This is a genomic window from Megasphaera geminata F0357, from assembly GCF_000239275.1.
Lineage (GTDB): Bacteria > Bacillota > Negativicutes > Veillonellales > Megasphaeraceae > Megasphaera > Megasphaera geminata.
Genome location: NZ_JH417562.1, coordinates 1 through 21,342, shown reverse-complemented (window position 1 = coordinate 21,342; position 21,342 = coordinate 1). Strand labels below are relative to the sequence as shown.

Genomic DNA, 21,342 nt, shown 5'->3' with positions numbered 1-21,342 from the left:
TGAATCTGGCACATGTGACAAACGCACAGAAAGCACAAATACTGGTAAACGCATTGCCGTATATACAGAAGTATAATAATAAAACAATTGTCGTAAAATACGGCGGTAACGCCATGACGGACGAAACGCTGCAGGAGTCCGTCATGGGGGATTTAGTGCTTTTGCGCCTTATCGGCGTCAATGTTGTTCTCGTCCACGGCGGCGGGCCGCATATTCAGGAAATTCTCAATAAAGTCGGAAAAGAGTCGAAATTCCTGAACGGCCTGCGCGTGACTGATGAAGAGACGATGAAAATCGTACAAATGGTTCTGGCCGGACAGGTCAATAAAGATCTGGTCAATCTTATCGGCATGACCGGCGGCAAAGCTGTCGGCCTGTGCGGTCTTGACGGCCAGATGATCAAAGTGAAGAAGCAAAGTGAAGAACTGGGCCTTGTCGGAGAAATCGTTTCCGTTGATGTTTCCCTTATCCGTGACAATTTGGAAAAAGGATATATACCGGTTATTTCCACTATCGGCACGGATACGCACGGCCGGGCGTATAATATCAATGCCGATACGGCGTCGGCGAAAATCGCGGGGGCGCTCCATGCGGAATGCATGCTTTCCCTGACGAATATAGACGGCGTTCTTGCCGATGCGGCCGACCCCGGTTCGCTGATTAAAACACTGACCCTGGCGGAAGCGGCACAGTTGCAGGCGGACGGAGTCATTGCGGGCGGTATGGTTCCCAAGGTTACCTGTTGTACCGACGCCGTGGCGGCAGGTGTCAAACGCGTATTTATCATTAACGGCACCGTTCCCCATGCCATCCTCATTGAGCTTTTAACGGAAGAGGGCCTGGGTACCATGTTTGTTCATAACAGTGAAATGATAGGGGGATTAGTATAATGGCTAAGGATTTCGCATTGCTGGATAAAGAATATGTTGCCAATGTGTATAACAGGATCGGCGTGCCTTTTGATCACGGCAAAGGCTCGCTTATTTATGATGTAAACGGTAAAGAATATATTGATTTCAGTGCCGGTATTGCCGTCAATATTTTCGGCCTCTGTGATGACGAGTGGAAAAATGCCGTTATAACTCAGCTTAATAAACTGAGCCATATATCCAATGTCTATATCACGCAGCCGCAAGCACTTCTGGCGGAAAAATTATGTATGCGGACGGGGATGAAAAAGGTGTTTTTTTGCAACTCCGGTGCGGAAGCCAATGAGTGTGCCATTAAAGGGGCTCGTAAATATTCTCACGACAAATACGGTGACGGCAGATAAATACGCGTTTGTCTGAAAAAAAGTTTTCACGGCAGAACCCTGACGACCTTGTCGGCAACGGGGCAGGAAGAGCTCCATAAGGATTTCGGCCCCTTTACGGAAGGCTTTGTCTTTGCTGATGCCGATGATTTTGAATCCGTTAAAACCCTTGCGGAAAAACATAATGCCTGTGCCGTTATGATGGAACTCGTTCAGGGTGAAGGCGGCGTTAAAGCTCTCGACCCGGATTTTGTCCGTAACGTGGCGGCGTACGCGAAAACACACGATATGCTTATCGTCCTTGATGAAATACAGAGCGGTAACGGCAGAACGGGCGAACTCTATGCGTATATGAATTACGGTATCAGGCCGGATATCGTTTCTACGGCAAAGGGTATCGGCGGCGGCTTGCCTCTTGGCGTGACCATGTTTGCGTCCACGTGCGAACATACGCTGGACAGCCACAGTCACGGCTCGACTTTCGGCGGCAATCCTATTTGTACGGCCGGGGCATGCAACATTATCGATCGGATCGATGACAAGCTGCTGGCACAAGTCAAGGAAAAAGGAGAATACATCAGAACGGAACTGATGAAGTGCGGTACTGTCGAATACGTGACAGGTCTGGGCATGATGATCGGCGTGAAAACGACCGCGGATTTGGGAGAAGTCATTCAAAAATGCCTTGATAAGGGGCTGCTCGTACTGACGGCGCATGACCTTATCAGGATCTTGCCGCCTCTCAATATTCCGGCGGAAATCATGAAAAGAGGCGTCAGCATCTTAAAGGATGTCTTGTCGGAATAAGTGAAGGGCCCCGGCGGTCTCAACTGAACGAAATGCAACGGAAAAGGAGATGCACCCGTTTTTTCGGTACATCTCCTTTTTTAGGTTCGTTTTTTACTGTTAAGCCGGGCCTGCATTTCGTCCAACGGAAGCCCGGCCGGGCACACGTCCCTGCAGGCCAGCGAATTATCACAGGTGTTGTAGAAGAGATCTTTGTAAAGCACCTTCAGTTCGGAGCGGTGGAATGTATCGCCGCCGGTTCTGTCCGCCCTGTACGTTTCGGCGGCAAAGAGGGGGCCGGGAAAGGCGTTTTCTCTGCCGGCTTGCAGTGACGGCCCTTTATAATTGGGACATACTTCCAAGCAGCAGCCGCATTCAAGGCACTGCCCCGCCTGATAAATAAGGTGTCTTGTTTCCGTATCGTCGTTGACGACGGCATTTTCCGTCCAGAGTTTATGTTTACGCAGGGTCTCAAAGATGATTTGCCTGTCGACTTTCAGATCCCGGATGAGGGGGAACTTGCTCAACGGTTCCAGGCAGATATGTCCTTTTTTGGCCGTGTCTTTCAGAAAGGCGCGGCATGCAAGCCGCGGTACGCCGTTAATGACCATGGCACAGGCGCCGCATTTGCCTTCAAGGCAGCCGCATTCCCAGTCAATGGGCGTTGTTGTTCTGCCGGTTTCACACTCGCGCAGGGAGATCTCTTTATTTATATTTGTCAGGAAGTCGGCAACCGTTACGGTTTCGTCGCCGTTATAGTAAAATACTTCTTCATATATTGGGGCGGCGGCCGATTTACGGCGCTTTATACGGATAGTGATCATGTGTTTTCCTCCCGCCAGGAGAGGTGGACGGCACCGTCATAGTAAGAATAAAGATGCGTCTTCTCATAGGCTTCGTTTCGTTCGGGATAATCGCTGCGGTTATGCGCGCCGCGGCTTTCCTTGCGGTCCGATGCGCCTTTGATAAGGGCTTCCGCTAAAATGAGGCGGCTCGGCAGGAGCATATTTTCATCCGGGGCCGCATAGGGATCGTACGTATCGGCAAAGTCGTTTTGCAACTTTTTGACTGTGTCCAATCCTTTCCGGAGACCGGCGGCATCGCGCGAAATGGCCAGCGCTTCCTGCATGGCCTCCTGCAGGCGCTGTACGGTTTGCGCATATGCTCCGGGCCGGTTCACGCAGGTATGCAGTTTTTTTTCGCAGATCAAGGGAGCGGTCTCGCTGATCTCCGCCGTTCCCGTTTTCCGGCTGCCCGCACAAGACGCGATTGTTTCCGCGGCGACAAGGCCGCCGAAGTAGGCTCCTAAAAGAGAGTTGCCGCCGAGACGATTGGCGCCGTGGTATTGGCAGGCATTCTCGCCGGCGCTGTACAAGCCCCCGACACTCGTCCGGTGGGAGGGGTCCGTGTAGATGCCGCCCATAAAATAGTGGATCCCGTACCGCACGGGCAAAGGCGTTGTTGTCGGATCGATATTGAAATATTCGCGGCAGTCTCCGGCAAATCCCGAAAGGGAGGTAATAAACGTATCCTTCGGTATGCCCGTACAGTCAAGGAAGATCTCCCCGCCCAGATCGCGGACGACGCGGTATTCTTCTCTGGATACGACGTCCCGCGGTTGGAGATTTCCTTTGGGACCGAATTTCTCTTCCATAAAGTAAGCCGTTTTCCGCCGATTTCCGTAAACAGACGCCCGCCTGCACCGCGCACGGCTTCGGAAATAAGCATATTTTTGCCGGGCCGCCGGAAGGTTGTCGGGTGATATTGTACGAGTTCGGCGTTGGCAACGGTAACACCGCGTGTGAAGAGGCGCGCCGTCACATCGCCTGTATTGGCAACGGACCCCGTCGTATTGCCGAAGAGGCCGTTCAGCCCGCCGGCGGCAATTATCAGCTGTGAGGTGCGGATATACACTGTTTTTTTACGGTTTCGATTATACAGCAGGACCCCGCGAACGTTTCCCTCGTCAAGGTCAATATCAAGGAAAAAGAAACCGGTCAGTCTGTTGACCAGTCCTTCCTCTTCGTATCGGCGCAATTCGTAGATAAGCGCCGTCACCAGTTGTTTGCCTGTCGTCGAATCGGCGTGGGCCGTGCGGTTCACGCTTTGCCCGCCGAAGGGACGGAGCGCCGGTTTTCCGTCTGCGCCGAGTGTAAACGCCATTGCCAAATGTTGTAATTCACCGATTACTTCGGGCGCCCTGTCGGTAAGATGATGGACCGCCTTTATGTTGGCGAGGCGGCAACCGCTTTCCCATGTATCCCTGAAGTGGAGGGAAGGACTGTCGTCGGGACCGATAGCCGCATTAATACCCCCTTCGGCCATGACAGACTGACTCCGCACGGACGGATAGGGGGCGACGAGAGTGACCGGAATATTTTTTTGAGCCAAGTGCAGGGCCGCACTCATGCCGGCGATGCCGGCACCGATAATAACGGGTTGCAAGAGATTCAGCGTCCTTAGTCAGGAGAAATAAAAATAGAGATTCGCAAAAGTGAAGTAAGCGAAGAAAACGGATAAAAAAACAAGCAGATCGACAACGCGGCGGTGATAATGCTGTGCGCCGTGAGCAATAATATACGCGTCCACATTATAGCGGATGTGAATATATGTGACCAGTAGAAGCAGTATATTAACTGCCGTGTACAGGGCCAGTTGAATTTGAAAATCCAGGCCCGTAAGGAAACGGAACAAATATGCGTGGCAGAGGGCCAGCACCAAAAGGAGAAGACCGCTGATGCGGCGTAACCACAGTTTTCTGTTCAGCTTAAAGTAGTGTTTTCCCGGTCCTTTTAAGGAGCGGATAACATAATACAGGCCGCAGAGAATATGCAGGCCCAGGAAGAGTAAAAAAGCGATAAGCATGGGATAGAGACCGATATTGCTGATGCCTGTCATTGATGTGGCGCCGAGAATACCGTGCAGGATAAAAAGGATGAGGAGAATGGTTGCGGTGATGCGTTGGACTGTTCTCATCGGTGTGACCTCGTAGGGCTTGAGAAGTCGTCCACTGCCCGGATAACGGGTAATTTCGGCAATTCCGCGTAAAAGGCGGCACAGGCCGTGATAATGAGACATGCGGCCGCAATCAGACCGAGCCTGTATAGTATACTGTGTGCGTCTTTGAAAGGTATTTTTTTTTCCGGGCACATATCTCTCATCCTCAATCAAGCCGGGGTTACTGTTAAGAATAGTATGACTTAATTATAAAAGGTAGGGGAAAGCCGTGTCAAACGGGAAGAGAACCCGTAAATCCCGTTGACAGCACATGGTGTTCGTATATTTGACCACAATAAATTTATCAAATATAACAGTAATGGTAAAAATGTTCGTGTCCTGTCGTTTTCAAAGAGCGAAAAGCGTATCGTGTTTCCATGGACGGTGCATAGTTGGAATGTATGATGATTTGGGTTTTTCAAGATGATCTTGCTCAAATTCAGGGGAAAAGTCCGCCTGGGCGAATAGCCGGATCGTAAGGAAATTCCCGGTTGTTGGCAGGCAGGGGCTTTAGGGGATAAGCGGTCATATTTTTAATATTGTGTAGGTATTGCAGAGAGTAATCAGGATATCCCGAATCGCGGCGGCCGGTCTATGGACCTGATTATCGTGAGAAAAATAACGTCCGCCACGGGTTTGACGGTCGTGGATATGACGATATATTGTACGTAGAGAACACCCCGATGCATGGCCGCTTGTGTTTTATTCCCGTTATTATCCACGCAGTTTTTAATAGTCCTATACTTGTTTTTTCAGTCATAATCAGTATTATCTTGCTCATAGCGTACCTCCATAGAAATAGTATGCGATATGTGTGATAAACTCATTTGCGTTTTACATGGTATTTATTAATATGTATTTTACCTATTGACAAGTATCTTTCAGAACGGTACAATAACGTCAATCATTACTTAATTGATGAGAGGGTTTTTCAAATGAACGAATTGTCTATGTTATTACAGACAATTGAATATGTTGCTGCATATTTTGGCTGGGGCTATTATTTTTATAGCGTCGGCTACTTTTGGTACGACAAATTCAATTGCATAGTAAACGACATGAGACGGGTTCAATCGAATGGAATGATTCGCGCAGTTTATGCATAGTTTTTCTGTTTGACAATCTATTTTTCAATGATACTTGAGCAGGCTCATGAGGGCCTGCTTTTTTATTTACGCGGAGGGAGAGGAAACTATGGTCATCATTGCGAAGGAAGGTATATCAGACGAAAAAATCAGAGAGATCATTACGGGATTGAACAGGCAGGGCTTGACTACTGCAGATGTCCGGAAAACTGCGGATAAAACGGTTATCGGCATCGTCGGAGACACGCAAGCGGTTGATACCGAGAAAATGGCTGCGCTTGACTATGTGGAAGATGTTATTGCCGTCAAGACTCCTTATAAGCGGGCAAGCAGAGCTTTCCATCCGGAAAATACGATTGTCCATGTTGGCGGTGTTCCCGTAGGCGGCAGGAAGATTGCGGTTATTGCAGGCCCCTGCTCTATTGAGACAGCCGATCAGATTACGGGTGTCGCCTGCGATGTTCGTGCTGCCGGTGCGGTCATGCTGCGCGGCGGCGCCTTTAAACCGCGGACATCGCCTTATGCGTTCCAGGGACTGGGCGATTCCGGCCTGGATATGCTTTTGGCTGCCGGCAAGAAAGCAAGGCTGCCTGTCGTTACGGAAATCATGTCTGCCGATAAACTGGATCTTTTTCTTAAAGAAGATATAGACCTCATTCAGGTGGGAGCACGGAATATGCAGAACTTCGATCTTCTTAAAGCGCTGGGGAGGACGAACAAGCCAATCCTTTTGAAACGCGGTCTCAGCGCGACCATTGAAGAATGGCTCATGTCGGCGGAATATATTATGTCTGAAGGCAACAGTAACGTCATTCTCTGCGAACGGGGCATCCGTACTTTTGAAACATATACGCGCAACACCTTGGATCTCAGCGCTGTCCTGGCCGTAAAAAAGCTGAGCCATCTGCCGGTTGTCGTCGACCCGAGTCATGCCGCCGGCAAACGCTGGATGGTGGCTGATCTTGCCAAAGCCGCCATAGCGGTAGGCGCGGACGGACTGATGATAGAAGTGCATAATGATCCCGACAAGGCGCTGTGCGACGGCGCTCAGTCGATAACGCCGGCCGTGTTCGAGGAGCTGATGAAAGATTTGCGGAATCTTGCCCCGCTTGTGGGCAGGGCCGTATAAGGAAGGCGAGAGAATGGAAATGGACAGCACACGATTTTTACGGGACAGTACAATCGCAGTGATCGGTCTCGGGGTAATGGGCGGCTCTTTTGCCGGGCGGCTGCGCCAGATAGGCGCACATAGAATTATCGCTTATGATGTCAACGAAGAAACCTTGGCGGCGGCGCTTGCAGACAAGGTTATCGACGCGGGATATGCAAAAGGAAATGCAGTGCTTGCGGAAGCGGCCTTGCTCATCTTTTGTCTGCCCCTTCACGATATGATAGAGTTCATGAAAGTGAACCGAAGCTTCTTCCGTCCGGGACAGATTGCCACGGATATTATCGGTATCAAAGGCGGTTCCGCCGAAGAGGTGGAAGCCGTTTTGCCGGAATATGTCGACTATGTACCGGGTCACCCTATGGCAGGCCGTGAGGGGTGCGGTTATGAAATGGCGGATGCGGCTGTTTTTGAAGGCGCCAACTATATCATCGTCCCGTCAAAACGATCCGGACAGGAAAGCATCCGACTTATCAAATCCCTGGCGAAGGCGTTGGGATGCGGACATGTAAGTATTGTTACGGCGGCGGAGCACGACAGGCGTATTGCCTATACGAGCTGTCTGCCTCACGTATTGGCGACAACTTTGGTGAACAGCGCTTCCATGAATGACGAAATGAAGTGTTTTATTGCCGGCAGTTTTCGTGACGGTACGCGCGTAGCCGATATTAACGCGCCGCTGTGGACAAAGCTGCTTCTGAGCGACAGAAAAAGTTTATTGACGGAAATAGAACATTTCCGTACGGCTTTATCGGAAATGGAAAATGCGTTACAAAATAAAGATGAAGCGCGTTTATACGCGTTCCTGTCGGAAGCGGCCAAACGCAGAAGGAGATTGATTCATGCGGACCGTAACGGTTAAAACGGAAAAAGACACGTATCCCGTACATATAGGTTCAGCTATAATAAAAGAACTGCCGGATCTGGCGAAGCCGATTCTTGGTACCGGAAAAGCTGTCGTTATTACGGATGAGAATCTTTTCGGATTCTACGGCGGCAGGCTTTCACGCATTTTCACTGATTCCGGTACGGCACCGCATTTTATTGTCCTGCCGCCGGGAGAAGAAGGAAAAAATCTTGCGGCTCTTTCCCGGCTGTACGGCAGCCTTGCAGACCTTGACGTCACACGGGACGATACGATTATCACCTTCGGCGGCGGTGTCAGCGGTGACCTCGGCGGGTTTGCGGCGGCTACTTATCTGCGGGGAGTGCCGTATATTCAAGTGGCGACATCCGTTATCGCCCAGGTGGACAGCAGTGTCGGCGGCAAGGTCGGTATCGATCTTGAAAGCGGCAAGAACCAGGCGGGCAGCTTTTATCAGCCGAAAGCCGTGATTATTGATCCGGACTTGTTGCGGACCCTGCCGGACCGATGCCGACGCGACGGCATGGGAGAAGTTATTAAATACGGCTGTATCCGTGACGGAGAGCTTTTTGAAATTCTTGAAAAGAACTGTTTTGACACACTTGCGTGGGAAGATATCATTTTCCGCTGCGTACAGGCCAAGGCCGACATTGTGGCAGGCGATGTTTTCGACAAGGGAGAGCGCATGCTGTTAAATTTCGGGCATACTTTCGGACATGCGGTGGAAAAATACTACGAATTTAAACATTATATGCACGGCGAGGCTGTCGCTATAGGCATGGTACGGATAACTGCCGGAACGGAAGCAAGAGGGCTGACCGATGCGGGAACGACGGGGCGTTTGAAAAAACTTTTGAAAAAATACGGCCTGCCTGTTGAGACGCAGGCTGCGGATAAAGATGTACTGCCTTATGTCAGACGTGATAAAAAACGACGAAGCGGGCGTGTAACGCTGGCAATTATCACGAGGATCGGACAGGGTAAACTTCTTCCTGCGGATTTAAGTGATATAGAGATGTATTTACAAAGGGGCTTATACGATGAATTTAGTGCTGACACCGAATAAACTGAACGGAACCGTCGTTGTTCCGTCGTCGAAAAGTGCAGGGCACAGGGCGTTAATTTGTGCCGCTTTAACCGACGGAAAAAGTATTATTCGCAACATGACCCCTTCCCGGGATTTGGAAGCGACGGCCAGCGTGCTCCGTGAATTCGGTGCAGCCGTAAATATTCTCGAAACATCGTCCGACGGTCGGTTGGCCGTTGCCGTAGCGGGCGGCTTAAACGCATCGAAGGATACGCTCCGGGCCGATTGCGGCGAATCCGGATCGACTGTCCGCTTTCTCATTCCCGTCGGCCTTCTGACCGGGAAGGAAGTGACCTTTACAGGGCGCGGACGGTTAAAAGAAAGGCCTCTCGAACCGTTTTTACGGATGTTCGAGCAAAAGGGGATTTTTTATAAAAAAGGAAAGGATTCTCTTCCCTTAACCGTTCAGGGCCTGTTGAAGGCGGGAATATACGAGCTGGCAGGCAATGTGAGTTCCCAGTTTTTTACGGGACTTCTCATGATTTTACCGCTGTTGTCCGGTGATTCCGTCTTGCGCAGTACGACGGCTGTCGAATCTGAGAGTTACATTAACATTACGCTAGAGTGTCTTAGGAGGCACGGTGTATATGTGGAAAAGGAACGGGAAGGGCAGTGGCTTATACGCGGCAATCAACGGTACAGGCCGGGAGAATATACGCTTGAAGGGGATTATTCGCAGGCCGCGTTCTGGCTTGCGGCGGGAATAATCGGCGCTCCCGTCACGCTGAAGGGACTGGGGTCTCATACGCTGCAAGGCGATCGGGCGATCATTTCTTTTATCGAGTCTATGCGAGGCCGGATCGAGCGTGACGGAAGCGATCTGCGGGCTGTACCGTCGCGAACGGAAGGACGTACCGTTGATGTGGAGGACTGTCCGGATCTCGTGCCGGTCCTGGCCGTACTGGGCGCTTTCAGCAGGGGTATTACGAGAATTGTCAATGCTAAACGCGTCCGCCTCAAGGAATGCGACCGCCTGCATGCGCAAGACGGAGCTGACCAAGCTGGGCGCAACGATAAGGGAAAAAGAGGACGGGTTGGTCATAGAAGGCGCTGCCCGTCTTACGGGCGGCCGTGTTTCCGCCTGGAACGACCACCGTATTGCCATGGCCTTAGCAATTGCGGCACAGCGGTGTGACGGGCCGGTTATTATTGAAGGCGCTGAAAGTGTAGATAAATCGTATCCCTCGTTTTGGCAGGATTTCAAAGCGCTCGGCGGCGCGGTAACGGAAGAAGGTATATAACGATGAATACAATCGGTGAAAATCTTAAATTAACAGTATACGGTGAATCACACGGCGTATCGGTCGGCGCAGTCCTTGACGGTTTACCGCCGGGAGAAACTGTCGATTGGGATGAAGTAAGGCGGGAAATGGCAAGACGCGCTCCCGGAAAGAACAGCATGTCCACGCCCCGTGCCGAAGGTGATGATTTTGCCGTGCAAAGCGGTTACTGCAACGGGCATACGACAGGTACTCCGCTGGCCGTTATGATTGCCAACAGCGATGTCCGTTCCGGAGATTATGATGATTTACGTCATCTCATGCGTCCGGGCCATGCCGATTATACGGGGAAAATCCGTTACGGCGGCTATAACGATTATCGCGGCGGCGGTCATTTTTCCGGCCGGTTGACGGCACCGATTGTATTTGCCGGAGCCGTGGCAAAACAAATTCTGGCACGGCGCGGTATCCGTGTGGGGGCTCATATTTTACAGATAGAGAAAGTTGCGGATCGCCCGTTTAATCCGTTGGGGGAGGAACCGGCCGTCTTTGAGAGGCTGACACGAGAAACGCTGCCCGTTCTGGATAAACCGCAGGCAGGGCGTATGGCGGAAGTCATCACAGCCGCCAAAGAGGATAGCGATTCTGTCGGCGGCTGTATCGAAGCGATGATAACGGGGCTTCCTGCCGGGTACGGTGATCCTCTCTTTGATTCCGTCGAAAGCGGTCTTGCACGCATGCTCTTTGCCGTTCCGGCCGTCAAGGGACTTTCTTTCGGTGACGGCTTCGCTCTTGCCGCCATGAGAGGCTCCGTAAGTAACGATGCGATGTATTATGATGCGGACGGGACCGTCAGGACGAAAAGCAACCATAACGGCGGTATTAACGGCGGTATTACCAACGGCATGCCCGTTCTTTTCCGCACCGTGATTAAGGCCGCCGCTTCCATCGGCAAAGAACAGGACACTGTTGATACGGACGATAAAAAGAATGCCAAACTGATTATAAAGGGCCGCCATGATCCGTGTATTGTACAACGCGCCGTGCCGGTTATCGAAAATGCCGCCGCCTGGACGATTTTAGACATACTCCTCACGCAGGGAGGGAGATATACATGACCGACAACGGCAGGAACCCGTATACGCTGGGCTGTTTCGGCGCTCCCGGTTCTTACAGTGATGCGGCTATGCGCCGGCATTTTAACGACGTGGGCCGTGTCATGTATTACGATCATTTTGAAGACCTCGTCCGGGCCGTTGCTTCGGGAGAACGCACGTACGGGGTCCTGCCGGTAGAAAACTCGTCTACCGGCGGTATTGCCGAGGTATATGACCTTGTCTGGCGCTATGAGTGCCGCCTTGTCGGCGAAGAATACATCCGTGTGCAGCATCAGTTGCTCGGTCTTAAAGAAGCGGCATTGAGCGATATAGAAGAAGTGTATTCACATCCTCAGGGGTTCGCGCAATGTTATGATTTTCTGCGAAAACACCCGGAATGGCGTTTACATACGTATTTCAGCACGGCTCAAAGTGCCGGCGAAGTGGCCGCGAAACGATCCAAAACGGCAGCCGCCATTGCGGGTGAGCAGGCGGCGGAGCTGTACGGGCTGAAAATTCTCGTCCCGGACATTGCGGCGAATAAAACGAATTATACCCGTTTTATTATTATCTCGGCGGCGGATTGTGCCGCAGTACGTAAAGACAAGCTTACTGTCGTAGTTATTACGGAACATGTTCCGGGTGCGCTTTATCACGTATTGGGGCATTTTTTTCACAGGCATATGAATATGACGCATCTGGAGTCACGGCCTATACCGGGACGCCCTTTCGAATACTCCTTTCATATTGACGTGACCGGCAGTCTTGATGAAGTGGGTACGGCAGAGGCCGTGGAAGAATTAAAAAGACATTGCAAGTACCTTAAAATTCTGGGTAATTACCCGTCAGCCAAGGGAGGAATGGTAACATGAAATTAGGTCTTATCGGAGGAAAACTGGGGCACAGCGCTTCGCCGGAAATTCACAAACGCTTGTTCAGAATGCTTGACATTTCCGATGATATGGAATACGGCTTGTTGGAAATGGATCGCAATGATATACCGAATGAATTGAAGGTATTGGCGAATGAGTACACAGGTATGAATGTGACCATTCCTTATAAATTGGACGTTATGCCGCATTTGACGGAAATTTCCGAAGAAGCGCGCCGGATTGGCGCGGTAAATACCATTCATATTCGCGAGGACGGCTGCTTCGGTTACAATACGGATTATATCGGTTTCGGACGCTCACTGGAACACGCCGGCATTGCCGTAAAGGGCAGGACCTGTACCGTACTCGGATCAGGCGGTGCGGCCAGAGCGATTACGCAATACTTGACGGATAACGGGGCGGCTGCCATTACGGTAGTATCCAGACGGCCCCATTCCAAACCGGATTTTGACAACTTTATGCATCATACGATTGCGGATATCATCGATTATAACGAATTGAACCGCCATCCGGGCGGCGATGTCATTGTCAATTGCACGCCTGTCGGCATGTATCCCGACAGTGATGCCTCGCCCGTGAATGAAGCCGTTGTCGGGGAATACGGCGCCGTCGTCGATTTGATTTATAACCCCAGAGATACTCTTTTCCTGCAATATGGAAAGAAGCACGGTGCGTGTACGTTGAACGGCATGTATATGCTCGTAGCCCAGGCTATCGGTTCGGAAGAAATCTGGCTGGACCGGGAAATCGAGTTTTCAGTTGTTGAACAGCTGGCCCGGGAAATGGAGGATTTTATGTAATGAAAGACAGGAATATTATCATTATCGGGATGCCCGGAAGCGGGAAAACGACATTCGGTGCGGCCCTGGCCGAGGAATTGGGACGGGAATTTTACGATGCCGATACGTATCTGGAAGAAACGGAAGGAAAGACGATAAAAGAGCTTTTTGCCGTCAGCGAAGACTGTTTCCGCGACGCCGAAACGAGGACGGCGCGGGCGCTGGCTTGTAAGGAAGGAATCGTCGTGGCGACCGGCGGCGGCGTGGTAAAGCGGCCGGAAAATATTGCTATTTACAAGGAAAACGGGATTATCATTTTTCTCGACAGAGATCCTGCCGATATCGCCGCTGATGTGGATGTATCCAAACGCCCTCTTTTAAAAGACGGTCCTCAGAAGGTCTTTGATCTTTACCGCGAACGGATCGATACGTATAATGCATCGGCAGATTATAAGATGGCCAATCATCAAACGATTGAAGAAGTTTCGGGACAGTTGACGCGGCTTGTGAAGCGTGTCTTAGAATACAGATAACGGGTACTGAATAATTTGCAGCCTGAATTGCGGTGTATGTTACTTTGATATACGGCGGCTGCTTATTTACAGAAAAAATGGTATATAATGGACGGGTACAGGTAATTGTTTCAGTATACCTTTAAAGGGGGACCCGTTATGGCGGAAGTACGGATGACAGAAAAAGACGGACGAACGAAGAAGCGCTGGTTTATGTTGTTACTGCTGTTTATTTTGACTGCTATTAATTATTTGGATCGTACTAATATGGCGGTGGCGGCGCCGAGTATGAGCGCCGATTTGGGATTTGATGCGGCCGCTATGGGGTTTCTCTTCTCCGCTTTTTCCTGGTCTTACGGCCTGATGCAGATCCCCGGCGGTTGGTTTTTGGAGCGCTTCGGTTCGCGCATATCGTATACGCTGTCGCTCTTTTTCTGGTCCGCTTTTACTGTAGTCATGGGCTTCGGCAGAAACTTCGCGTCCCTTTTCGGCATACGGCTTGCCATCGGCGCCGCTGAAGCCCCCGCATTCCCGACAAACAGCCGTGTTGTCGCCGCCTGGTTCCCCGATAAGGAACGTGCCACGGCAACGTCTGTCTATACGGCCGGAGAGTTTATAGGCCTTGCCTTTTTAACGCCTGTGCTGTTTTGGATTTTGGAAAATTACGGTTGGCAGGAAATTTTTTATGTAACCGGATTTATCGGCGTTATTGTCAGCGTTATCTGGTACCGTGCATACAGGGATCCCGGTGAATGCAAAGAAGTGAGCCGGGCGGAACTGGATTACATCCGCGCAGGCGGCGGCCTTGCCGAAAAGGCCCGTGCGGCGCAGCATATTTCGCGGGCACAGATTGCAGAGCTTTTTAAACATCGGCAGCTCATCGGTGTTTATTTGGGACAGTTCGCCAATACGAGCACCATGTTTTTTTTCCTCACGTGGTTCCCGACGTACCTTATTGTTGCAAAACAAATGCCTATGCTGAAAGCCGGGATCTATGCGGTCATTCCCTATATGGCGCGCTTTGCGGCGTGCTCCTCGGCGGCTGGTGGTCCGATCATATGCTGAAGCGGGGCGCGTCCCTGTCGAAGGCTCGGAAAACGCCGGTTATATGCGGTCTTCTTTGCTCCATGACGATTATGACGGCCAATTATGTCGATTCTTTTCATGCGGTAATCGCGATTATGGCAATCGCCTTTTTCGGGCAGGGGATGGCGGCCATCATTTGGAGTACAGTCGGCGACATGGCTCCGGCCGATTCTGTAGGACTTGCCGGCGGCGTGTTCAACTTTGTCGGTAATCTCGCCGGTATTATTACGCCTATCGCTATCGGTATCATCGTTCAGACTACCGGGTCGTTTGTGGGCGCGATGATCTTTGTTGCTTGCATTGCGGCTCTCGGCGTATTTTCTTTTGTTTTTATTGTCGGTGACATTCACCGCATTGAATCGAAGAGAACCGAATAAAACGGGCAGACGCATATTTTCGGTCGTGTAATACAGCAGTGAGTAGACGCAATAAAAAAGACCTTGCAACGTCTAATGCGGTTGCAAGGTCTTTTTGCGGTTTTAATGGAGAATTTCAAGAATTTTCTGTAAGGCCGTAACCTCAATCTGACCGGGTGCGGAAGCTTTCTTTGCCGAGCCGAAGGTCATGGCCGAGCCGAATATTTCACCGCTGATGCGGCTGACGGCCCCGAGTTTTCCCATAGACATAGTGATGAGCGGCTCGTCCGGATAGAGGGATTTAACGTTTTCCGTTGCTGAAAGAAGCGTGAGCACGTCTTTTGCCGACCGGGGCATGCAGGCCAGTTTGGCAACGTCGGCGCCGCGTTCTTTCATGCCGATAAGGCGATCGGATATCTCGGTGAAAGACGGTGTTTTTTCGAAGTCGTGATTGCTCATCACAACCGTTACACCCGCCTTATTGGCGAGTTCAACCGTTTCTTTTATTTTGGCGGCGCTGCGGAAATATTCCACATCGACGGCGTCGACCCGGCCGCTGTTGACGGCATAGCGGATGAGTTCAAAGTAGTAGTCTTCCGATACGTTCGTTTCACCGCCTTCTTCTTTCGTGCGGAACGTGAAAAGGAGCGCGCTGTCGGGTAATTCTTTGCGGACCTCGTCGAGTGCGTCACCGACGGCGTCAAGATTTTCCACGTCACTTAAAAAGTCGATACGCAATTCGACTACGTCATATATTTTATCCCGAAGATAGCGGCATTCCTGTGTGAGTTCAGCCGGGTCGACGCCGACGATGGGAACGCAAATTTTAGGAATACCGTTATCCAGGCGGACATTACCGATTGTAATCATGGTTAAAACCTCCGTATTTTAGTTAAACTGCTTTTTTTACTTTTATAACACTATTGTAGCGGACATAAATGATGCAGGCGACGATGAAGCCGGCAAGAGCGATGCCTGCGTCAAGCCCCATAATGGAGTTGATACCGCTGTCTGCCATACGGCCCGTTATGACGGGAATTGTAAAGGAGGCGATAGAGCCGGTTGTGTAGAAGATACCGGTCATCGTGCCCTTGCCTTTGGGGAACATTTCCGTCATCATGACGAGACCGAGCTGCATTACGCCGCCGGCCGCGGAGAAACCGACAACGGCGGAAAGAATCGGGGCGAGCGCCGTCGATGGATAGTAATAAAGACCGCTGATTGCCAGGGTAGAAATAAGTGTATAGACGACGAGAAGCGTAATAGACTGTACTCCCTTTTTTGTAATGAATGCCGTAAAGAATACGCAGGCCAAGGAGCCGACAGAATAGTAGCTCATGAGTGAACGGGCGGCCATATCGCCCATTTGAGCGACGGCGGCGCCGTATTTTGTCAGCCATTGACTGATCAGATAGAAGGTCGCCTGGGAAATATACCCGTAAAGGACGAAGCAGATGCCTTCAATATACCATTTTGATTTCGGTACGTCTTCGACGGCTTCTCCGGACGAGTTGGCCGATTTTTGAACCTGGTCCATAGACGGATAGGTCATCTTCAGCATAATGAGGAAGTTGACTGCAAGGATGACGGCGGCAATGATGAAAGACCAGCCGTACCAGGCATTCATGGCAACGAGTACGCCGATAAAGAGCGGTAGGAGAAACTGGCCGGCAGAGATGAATGCTTTCAAAAGAACCGTCACGGTGCTGGCGCTTTCGGGATATGATTCAATAAGTGCCGGATAGGTGCCCGCGTCCAGGAAGGAATTGGCAATGCCGGCAAGAATACCGAACACGCAGGCTACCGCCGTTGTCGGGCTGAGCAGAATGCCGATGAAAAAGGCAATATATGTAATCATACCGAGAAGTACGAACGGTTTGCGGCCGTATTTATCGGAAAGCTTGCCGGAAACGAAGAGGACGATAAGGCGTCCGATACCGAGCATGCCGATAACGCTCATAACATCGGCGAGGCTGCCCCAGCGCGCCGCTAAGGCGTCCATATTTTGGGCAAGAATGAGCACGCCGATGCCGTGTACGAAGTAGTTCAAGTACAAACTCAGGCATAAGGGACGATACGAGCGGGTTTGTTCCATAGTAATACCTCTCTTTTTATGTCTTTGCAACGAAATTAGAATAAAATATCTTTAATATAGTCAACGGGCATATCTTTGCCGGTCCAGAGTTTGAAAGCGGCCGCGCCCTGATAGAGCATCATGCCGAGACCGTTGAAAGTATGGCAGCCGACTTCTTCGGCCCATCTCATCAGTTTTGTTTCACGCGGCGCATATACTGTATCCATAACGATGAGTTCTTTATGGAGATACGACTTATCGGGAATGGCGACTACGTCTTCAAGAGGCTTCATGCCGCAGGACGTGCCGTCAATATAAATATCACTGCTGTCGAGCTCGCGTTTAAGATTTTCATGGTCGGCAAGATCGTATAAGGTGACTTTGCAATCGGTACGGTCATTTAACTGAGCGACTACTTTTTCGGCTTTCGGGAAAAATTCATCCCGACGGTTGAAAACGGTGATTTCCTTAGCTCCGTCGAGCGCCGCCTGGACGATAATGGCGGTAGCGGCCCCGCCGGCGCCGACAACTGTCATTTTCCCGCCTACATAGTCGACACCTTCTTCTTTTAACGACTGCATTGCACCCGTACCGTCCGTAATCGTGCCGGTAAGCACACCGTTGTCGTTAACGACCGTATTGCAGGCCCCGACGATTTGAGAAACGGGTGAAAGTTTATCCAGGTAGCGCGTAATAGGTCCTTTGTTCGGCATGGATACGTTCCAGCCGCGGACTTTCATGGCACGCAGCCCCTTTACCGTATCCTCCAATGTGGAGTTATCCACTTCAAAGCAGACATACACATAGTCGAGTCCTAATTTTTTGAAGGCTTCGTTGTGCATTGTCGGAGACATGCTGTGACGAATCGGATAGGCGATGAGGCCGATTAATTCGGTATGACCTGTAACACGTTCTGTAATTGCGATTTTACCCATAATACATTCCTCCTGTTGAATCAATTTAATATATATGTGTGAATTTTCACTTTACGCGGTATGAAAATACCGGTGAACCCGTCCGTCAAGCGGAGATTCGAGAGAATCTCCGCCGCGGATAAAATTATAAATCGAAGCCGCCGATGGCGTCAATTGTATTGATAATGTCCCGGCCCAGTTCCGTGCCGTGCATAATCTGGCCGGTTTTGCGGCTGTTGCCGATATTGTTGAAGGGAATGCCTTTTTTACGGGCATATGTTTCAAACGGATTGTCTTTCGGAATATCCGGTACCAGGCCCATGCAGATAAAACCGAAATCAAAGGGGTATTCGCTTTCTGTGCCGTCTTTCGCCGCAACAAATTTGTCGGGGCAGACCTTCTGCAGTGCCGTGCCGAGATGCATGTCGACGGGGTGAGTTGCCAATAAGTCCTTAAATGTCGATTTGGAAACGACATCAAGGTCTTTCCCGAAGGCGGGCATCATTTCGATGACGGTCACGTGCGCTTTGCGGAGGGCGAAGAATTCCATAACGTCCAGGCCTACGGCGCCGGCACCGATGATGACGACATTTTTTCCCGCCGCGTTGGCTTCATAATATGGAATGGCGGACATGAATCCTTCGATGGAGCGGATTTTTGAATCTTTTGCATCCGTTAATTCGCGGAGGCCTTCGATAGGCGGCAGCATCGGTACGGAACCGGTTGCCGCGTAGAGGATATCCGGATTCAATTCTTCCAGGAGTTCTTCGGTAGCCTTCGTGTTCATGCGGATTTCCAGGTTAGGCAAAGCGGCCGCGCGTTTTTCAAGGTATGCCGGAAAATCTTCAATTCGGGATTTTTCGGGGAAGCGGGCAATTCGACGTGCCATACCGCCTACTTCGTTGCGCTTTTCCAAAACCGTGACGCTGCAACCGATTTCCGCCGCCGTGCAGGCCGTTTCCAGGCCGCCGGTACCGGCGCCGATGACGACGACGTGCAAGGGGCGCGTGATCTTCGTGCGCTTATATGCTTCCCCTTCAATAACGGCGGGATTAACTGTACAGCGGATCGGTTTGGATTTGGCAATGCGGTGATCGGCGCAGCCGATGTTACAGCTGATACACTTACGGATACAGTCCGTTCGACCGTGCTGCGCCTTATTACACCAATCCGGATCGGCAATAAGGCCGCGGCCGATTGCGAGGAAGTCCGTTTTGCCCGCGGCAATGACTTCATCGGCGATTTTCGGATCGCGGATATTGCCGGAAAGGATTACGGGTTTGCCGAATTTTTTCTTAACCGCTTCGGAAAGATAAGCTCTCCATGCATCGGGAAGATCGCATTTATCAATCTGATATTGGATGGAGTCGTTTACAGCGGCGGAAACATTAATGATATCAACTTCAGGAATAATGTATTCGAGAAGTTTCAAAGTATCTTCCAGCGTATTGCCGCCTTCTATGAATTCATCGGCAGAGATACGGAAAGAAACGCGCGTCCATTTACCTACCTTGGCCCGTACCGCTTCGATGACGAGACGGGCGAAGCGGGCTCTGTTTTCATAAGAACCGCCGAATTCGTCCGTCCTCTTGTTGTAAAGAGGAGAAAGGAACTGGTCTAATAAATAGGAGTGGCCGCCATGGATCTCAACCATATCGAAACCCGCACCGATTGCCCGTTCTGCCGCTTCGGCATATTTGTCGACGATGTTCAGGATTTCGCGCCGGGTTAACGGACGCGGCGCCGGATTGCCTGCCTTGGAAGGAACGGAAGAAGAGGATACGGACTGTAAGCCGCCGAGACGTTCCGGGTAAGCGGAGGCGCCTGCATGGTTCAGCTGGATGGAGGCCAGCGCGCCGTATTTGTGAATGCGCTCGGTTAATTCAAACAGGCCGGGCATGAACTGCTTGCTGTCGATACGGAGCTGCTTTGTACCGTTTGTAGCCAAAGGATAATCAATACAGGCGTTTTCAACTGTAATTAAAGCCGTGCCGCCTTTGGCACGAAGGCCGTAGTAGTTTTTCATTTCCTCTGAAACTTCACCTGAAAACGTAGCGTAGTTGGAGCCCATAGGCGGCATAATAACACGGTTTCTGAAGGTCGTGCGTTTTACCGTGAAGGGTTCGAAAATATGCGGGAATTGCGTGGTCATATAGGAGAACCTCCTTACAGTCCAAAAAAACAAAAGTGAAAAACAGAACTAACTGTGCCTGTTGGGACTATTATACGGGGATAGAAAATCAACAACAATACTTTTATTTTGAATGTTTTTGTTTAAAAAAACTATTAATTGTGATACCCTATGTGCATGCAAGGTCTGTTTTTAGTAAGTAAATCTACTTTCGGACATATCAAGAATATTGAAAACGGCGGAAATGCCTTCCGACCGGCTTGAACAGGGGAGGATACTTTAAGGGAGATACACAGATATCAATAGATGAAGACTATTGAAGTAAGGCATAAATGCTATCAAGTGACGGCATTTTTGTAAAGTCGTTGTTACCGGAGGTATAAAATTATGAATTTAAAGCAGCTTCAATATTTTACCGTCCTTGCCGAAACGGAGCATTACCGCAAAGCTGCGGAGCAGCTTTATGTTACGGAACCCAGTTTAAACAGGGCGATTCGTGATTTAGAAAAAGAAATGGGCGTCCACCTTTTTGAAAAACGGGGGCGTAATATATTTCTTACTAAATACGGTAAGATGTTTTATCCGTACGTTACCAAATCGTTGGAGGAGCTGACTAAAGGCGTGCAAGTAATGAAAGCCTATACGCGTCCCGATAAAGGGCGTATTAATTTAGGCTTCGTTTATACGATGGGATACACGATAGTTCCTGAAATGATTACCCAGTTCCATAATACGGAGGGGAACGAAGAAATAGAATTCGATTTTACACAGGGAACGACACGGGAGCTGATCAGGAGCTTAAAGGAAGAAAAGACGGATATTATTTTTTGTTCCTCCGTTGTAGACGAGCCGGAGATCATGTTTTACCCTATTGTAGAAGAGCGCCTGGTCCTGGTGGTCCCTAAAGGACATCCCTTGGGGAAACGGGCTTCCGTATCTTTGAAAGAAATAGAACCCTATCCTTTTATTGATTTTCAGCAGAGCAGCGGCATGCATGCCATGGTGGTGGAACTGTTAACGCGTGCTGACGCTCATCCCCG

At 50.5% G+C, this 21,342-nt stretch carries 20 protein-coding genes and 2 pseudogenes; 14 read left to right on the top strand and 8 right to left on the bottom strand.

Annotated elements, in window-relative coordinates; translation table 11 throughout:
* Window positions 1–5: 5 nt before the first annotated feature.
* Window positions 6–890, top strand: coding sequence for an acetylglutamate kinase (gene argB, locus HMPREF0080_RS00460; protein WP_156795260.1), 885 nt, complete (start codon window positions 6–8; stop codon window positions 888–890).
* Window positions 890–2,059: pseudogene (locus HMPREF0080_RS00455) on the top strand (aminotransferase class III-fold pyridoxal phosphate-dependent enzyme). The gene argB and the pseudogene HMPREF0080_RS00455 overlap by 1 nt, the downstream one beginning before the upstream one ends.
* Window positions 2,060–2,139: 80 nt before the next feature.
* Here the strand turns inward: HMPREF0080_RS00455 and HMPREF0080_RS00450 are convergent.
* From HMPREF0080_RS00450 to HMPREF0080_RS00435, 4 genes and pseudogenes are all read right to left on the bottom strand, one after another.
* Window positions 2,140–2,862 carry a 2Fe-2S iron-sulfur cluster-binding protein gene (locus HMPREF0080_RS00450; RefSeq protein WP_006789088.1) on the bottom strand — a complete coding sequence of 241 codons (723 nt, stop codon included), beginning with the start codon at window positions 2,860–2,862 and terminating at the stop codon, window positions 2,140–2,142.
* The gene (locus tag HMPREF0080_RS11175; RefSeq protein WP_280959809.1) at window positions 2,859–3,803 is read right to left on the bottom strand and encodes an FAD-binding protein; all 945 of its coding nucleotides are present in this window, start codon (window positions 3,801–3,803) and stop codon (window positions 2,859–2,861) included. The genes HMPREF0080_RS00450 and HMPREF0080_RS11175 overlap by 4 nt, the downstream gene beginning before the upstream one ends.
* Window positions 3,804–3,817: 14 nt before the next feature.
* A pseudogene (locus tag HMPREF0080_RS11170) lies at window positions 3,818–4,483 on the bottom strand (FAD-dependent oxidoreductase); the annotation flags it as partial.
* An 18-nt stretch (window positions 4,484–4,501) separates the two neighbouring features.
* Complete coding sequence (locus HMPREF0080_RS00435) at window positions 4,502–5,014, bottom strand: hypothetical protein (protein ID WP_006789085.1); 513 nt, start codon at window positions 5,012–5,014, stop codon at window positions 4,502–4,504.
* A gap of 1,215 nt (window positions 5,015–6,229) precedes the next feature.
* On the opposite strand from HMPREF0080_RS00435, the gene aroF reads away from it, so the two are divergent.
* The 11 genes from aroF (at window position 6,230) to HMPREF0080_RS10345 (ending at window position 15,204) form a co-directional block, all read left to right on the top strand.
* The gene (aroF, locus tag HMPREF0080_RS00430) at window positions 6,230–7,249 is read left to right on the top strand and encodes a 3-deoxy-7-phosphoheptulonate synthase (protein ID WP_040346632.1); all 1,020 of its coding nucleotides are present in this window, start codon (window positions 6,230–6,232) and stop codon (window positions 7,247–7,249) included.
* A 13-nt stretch (window positions 7,250–7,262) separates the two neighbouring features.
* On the top strand, window positions 7,263–8,150 hold the full coding sequence (locus HMPREF0080_RS00425) for a prephenate dehydrogenase (protein WP_006789078.1): 888 nt from the start codon (window positions 7,263–7,265) through the stop codon (window positions 8,148–8,150).
* Window positions 8,131–9,219 carry a 3-dehydroquinate synthase gene (aroB, locus tag HMPREF0080_RS00420; RefSeq protein ID WP_006789076.1) on the top strand — a complete coding sequence of 363 codons (1,089 nt, stop codon included), beginning with the start codon at window positions 8,131–8,133 and terminating at the stop codon, window positions 9,217–9,219. The genes HMPREF0080_RS00425 and aroB overlap by 20 nt, the downstream gene beginning before the upstream one ends.
* Window positions 9,194–10,375, top strand: coding sequence for a 3-phosphoshikimate 1-carboxyvinyltransferase (locus tag HMPREF0080_RS00415; RefSeq protein ID WP_006789075.1), 1,182 nt, complete (start codon window positions 9,194–9,196; stop codon window positions 10,373–10,375). The genes aroB and HMPREF0080_RS00415 overlap by 26 nt, the downstream gene beginning before the upstream one ends.
* Window positions 10,275–10,481 (top strand): hypothetical protein, encoded by a 207-nt coding sequence (locus tag HMPREF0080_RS11165; protein ID WP_280959808.1) that lies wholly within the window; start codon window positions 10,275–10,277, stop codon window positions 10,479–10,481. The genes HMPREF0080_RS00415 and HMPREF0080_RS11165 overlap by 101 nt, the downstream gene beginning before the upstream one ends.
* A gap of 2 nt (window positions 10,482–10,483) precedes the next feature.
* Window positions 10,484–11,578, top strand: coding sequence for a chorismate synthase (gene aroC, locus HMPREF0080_RS00410; RefSeq protein WP_006789074.1), 1,095 nt, complete (start codon window positions 10,484–10,486; stop codon window positions 11,576–11,578).
* On the top strand, window positions 11,575–12,429 hold the full coding sequence (pheA, locus tag HMPREF0080_RS00405; protein ID WP_006789072.1) for a prephenate dehydratase: 855 nt from the start codon (window positions 11,575–11,577) through the stop codon (window positions 12,427–12,429). The genes aroC and pheA overlap by 4 nt, the downstream gene beginning before the upstream one ends.
* A complete protein-coding gene (locus HMPREF0080_RS00400) occupies window positions 12,426–13,250 on the top strand; it encodes a shikimate dehydrogenase family protein (protein ID WP_006789071.1) in 825 nt (274 codons plus the stop codon). Before pheA ends, HMPREF0080_RS00400 begins: the two co-directional genes overlap by 4 nt.
* Complete coding sequence (locus HMPREF0080_RS00395) at window positions 13,250–13,762, top strand: shikimate kinase (protein ID WP_006789070.1); 513 nt, start codon at window positions 13,250–13,252, stop codon at window positions 13,760–13,762. The genes HMPREF0080_RS00400 and HMPREF0080_RS00395 overlap by 1 nt, the downstream gene beginning before the upstream one ends.
* A gap of 138 nt (window positions 13,763–13,900) precedes the next feature.
* Window positions 13,901–14,806 (top strand): MFS transporter, encoded by a 906-nt coding sequence (locus HMPREF0080_RS00390; RefSeq protein ID WP_006789069.1) that lies wholly within the window; start codon window positions 13,901–13,903, stop codon window positions 14,804–14,806.
* Window positions 14,800–15,204, top strand: coding sequence for an MFS transporter (locus HMPREF0080_RS10345; RefSeq protein WP_006789068.1), 405 nt, complete (start codon window positions 14,800–14,802; stop codon window positions 15,202–15,204). Before HMPREF0080_RS00390 ends, HMPREF0080_RS10345 begins: the two co-directional genes overlap by 7 nt.
* Window positions 15,205–15,306: 102 nt before the next feature.
* On the opposite strand, the gene aroD is transcribed toward HMPREF0080_RS10345, so the two are convergent.
* The 4 genes from aroD to HMPREF0080_RS00370 all read right to left on the bottom strand — a co-directional run bounded on the left by aroD (window position 15,307) and on the right by HMPREF0080_RS00370 (window position 20,323).
* Complete coding sequence (aroD, locus tag HMPREF0080_RS00385; RefSeq protein WP_006789067.1) at window positions 15,307–16,053, bottom strand: type I 3-dehydroquinate dehydratase; 747 nt, start codon at window positions 16,051–16,053, stop codon at window positions 15,307–15,309.
* Window positions 16,054–16,075: 22 nt separating this feature from the next.
* A complete protein-coding gene (locus HMPREF0080_RS00380) occupies window positions 16,076–17,278 on the bottom strand; it encodes an MFS transporter (protein ID WP_006789066.1) in 1,203 nt (400 codons plus the stop codon).
* A gap of 35 nt (window positions 17,279–17,313) precedes the next feature.
* Complete coding sequence (locus HMPREF0080_RS00375) at window positions 17,314–18,192, bottom strand: shikimate dehydrogenase (protein ID WP_006789065.1); 879 nt, start codon at window positions 18,190–18,192, stop codon at window positions 17,314–17,316.
* Between the two features lie 124 nt (window positions 18,193–18,316).
* Window positions 18,317–20,323: an FAD-dependent oxidoreductase gene (locus HMPREF0080_RS00370; RefSeq protein WP_006789064.1), complete on the bottom strand. Its 2,007-nt coding sequence runs from the start codon at window positions 20,321–20,323 to the stop codon at window positions 18,317–18,319.
* 366 nt (window positions 20,324–20,689) lie between these two features.
* On the opposite strand from HMPREF0080_RS00370, the gene HMPREF0080_RS00365 reads away from it, so the two are divergent.
* On the top strand, window positions 20,690–21,342 hold a 653-nt coding region (locus HMPREF0080_RS00365; RefSeq protein WP_006789063.1), incomplete at its 3' end, for a LysR family transcriptional regulator.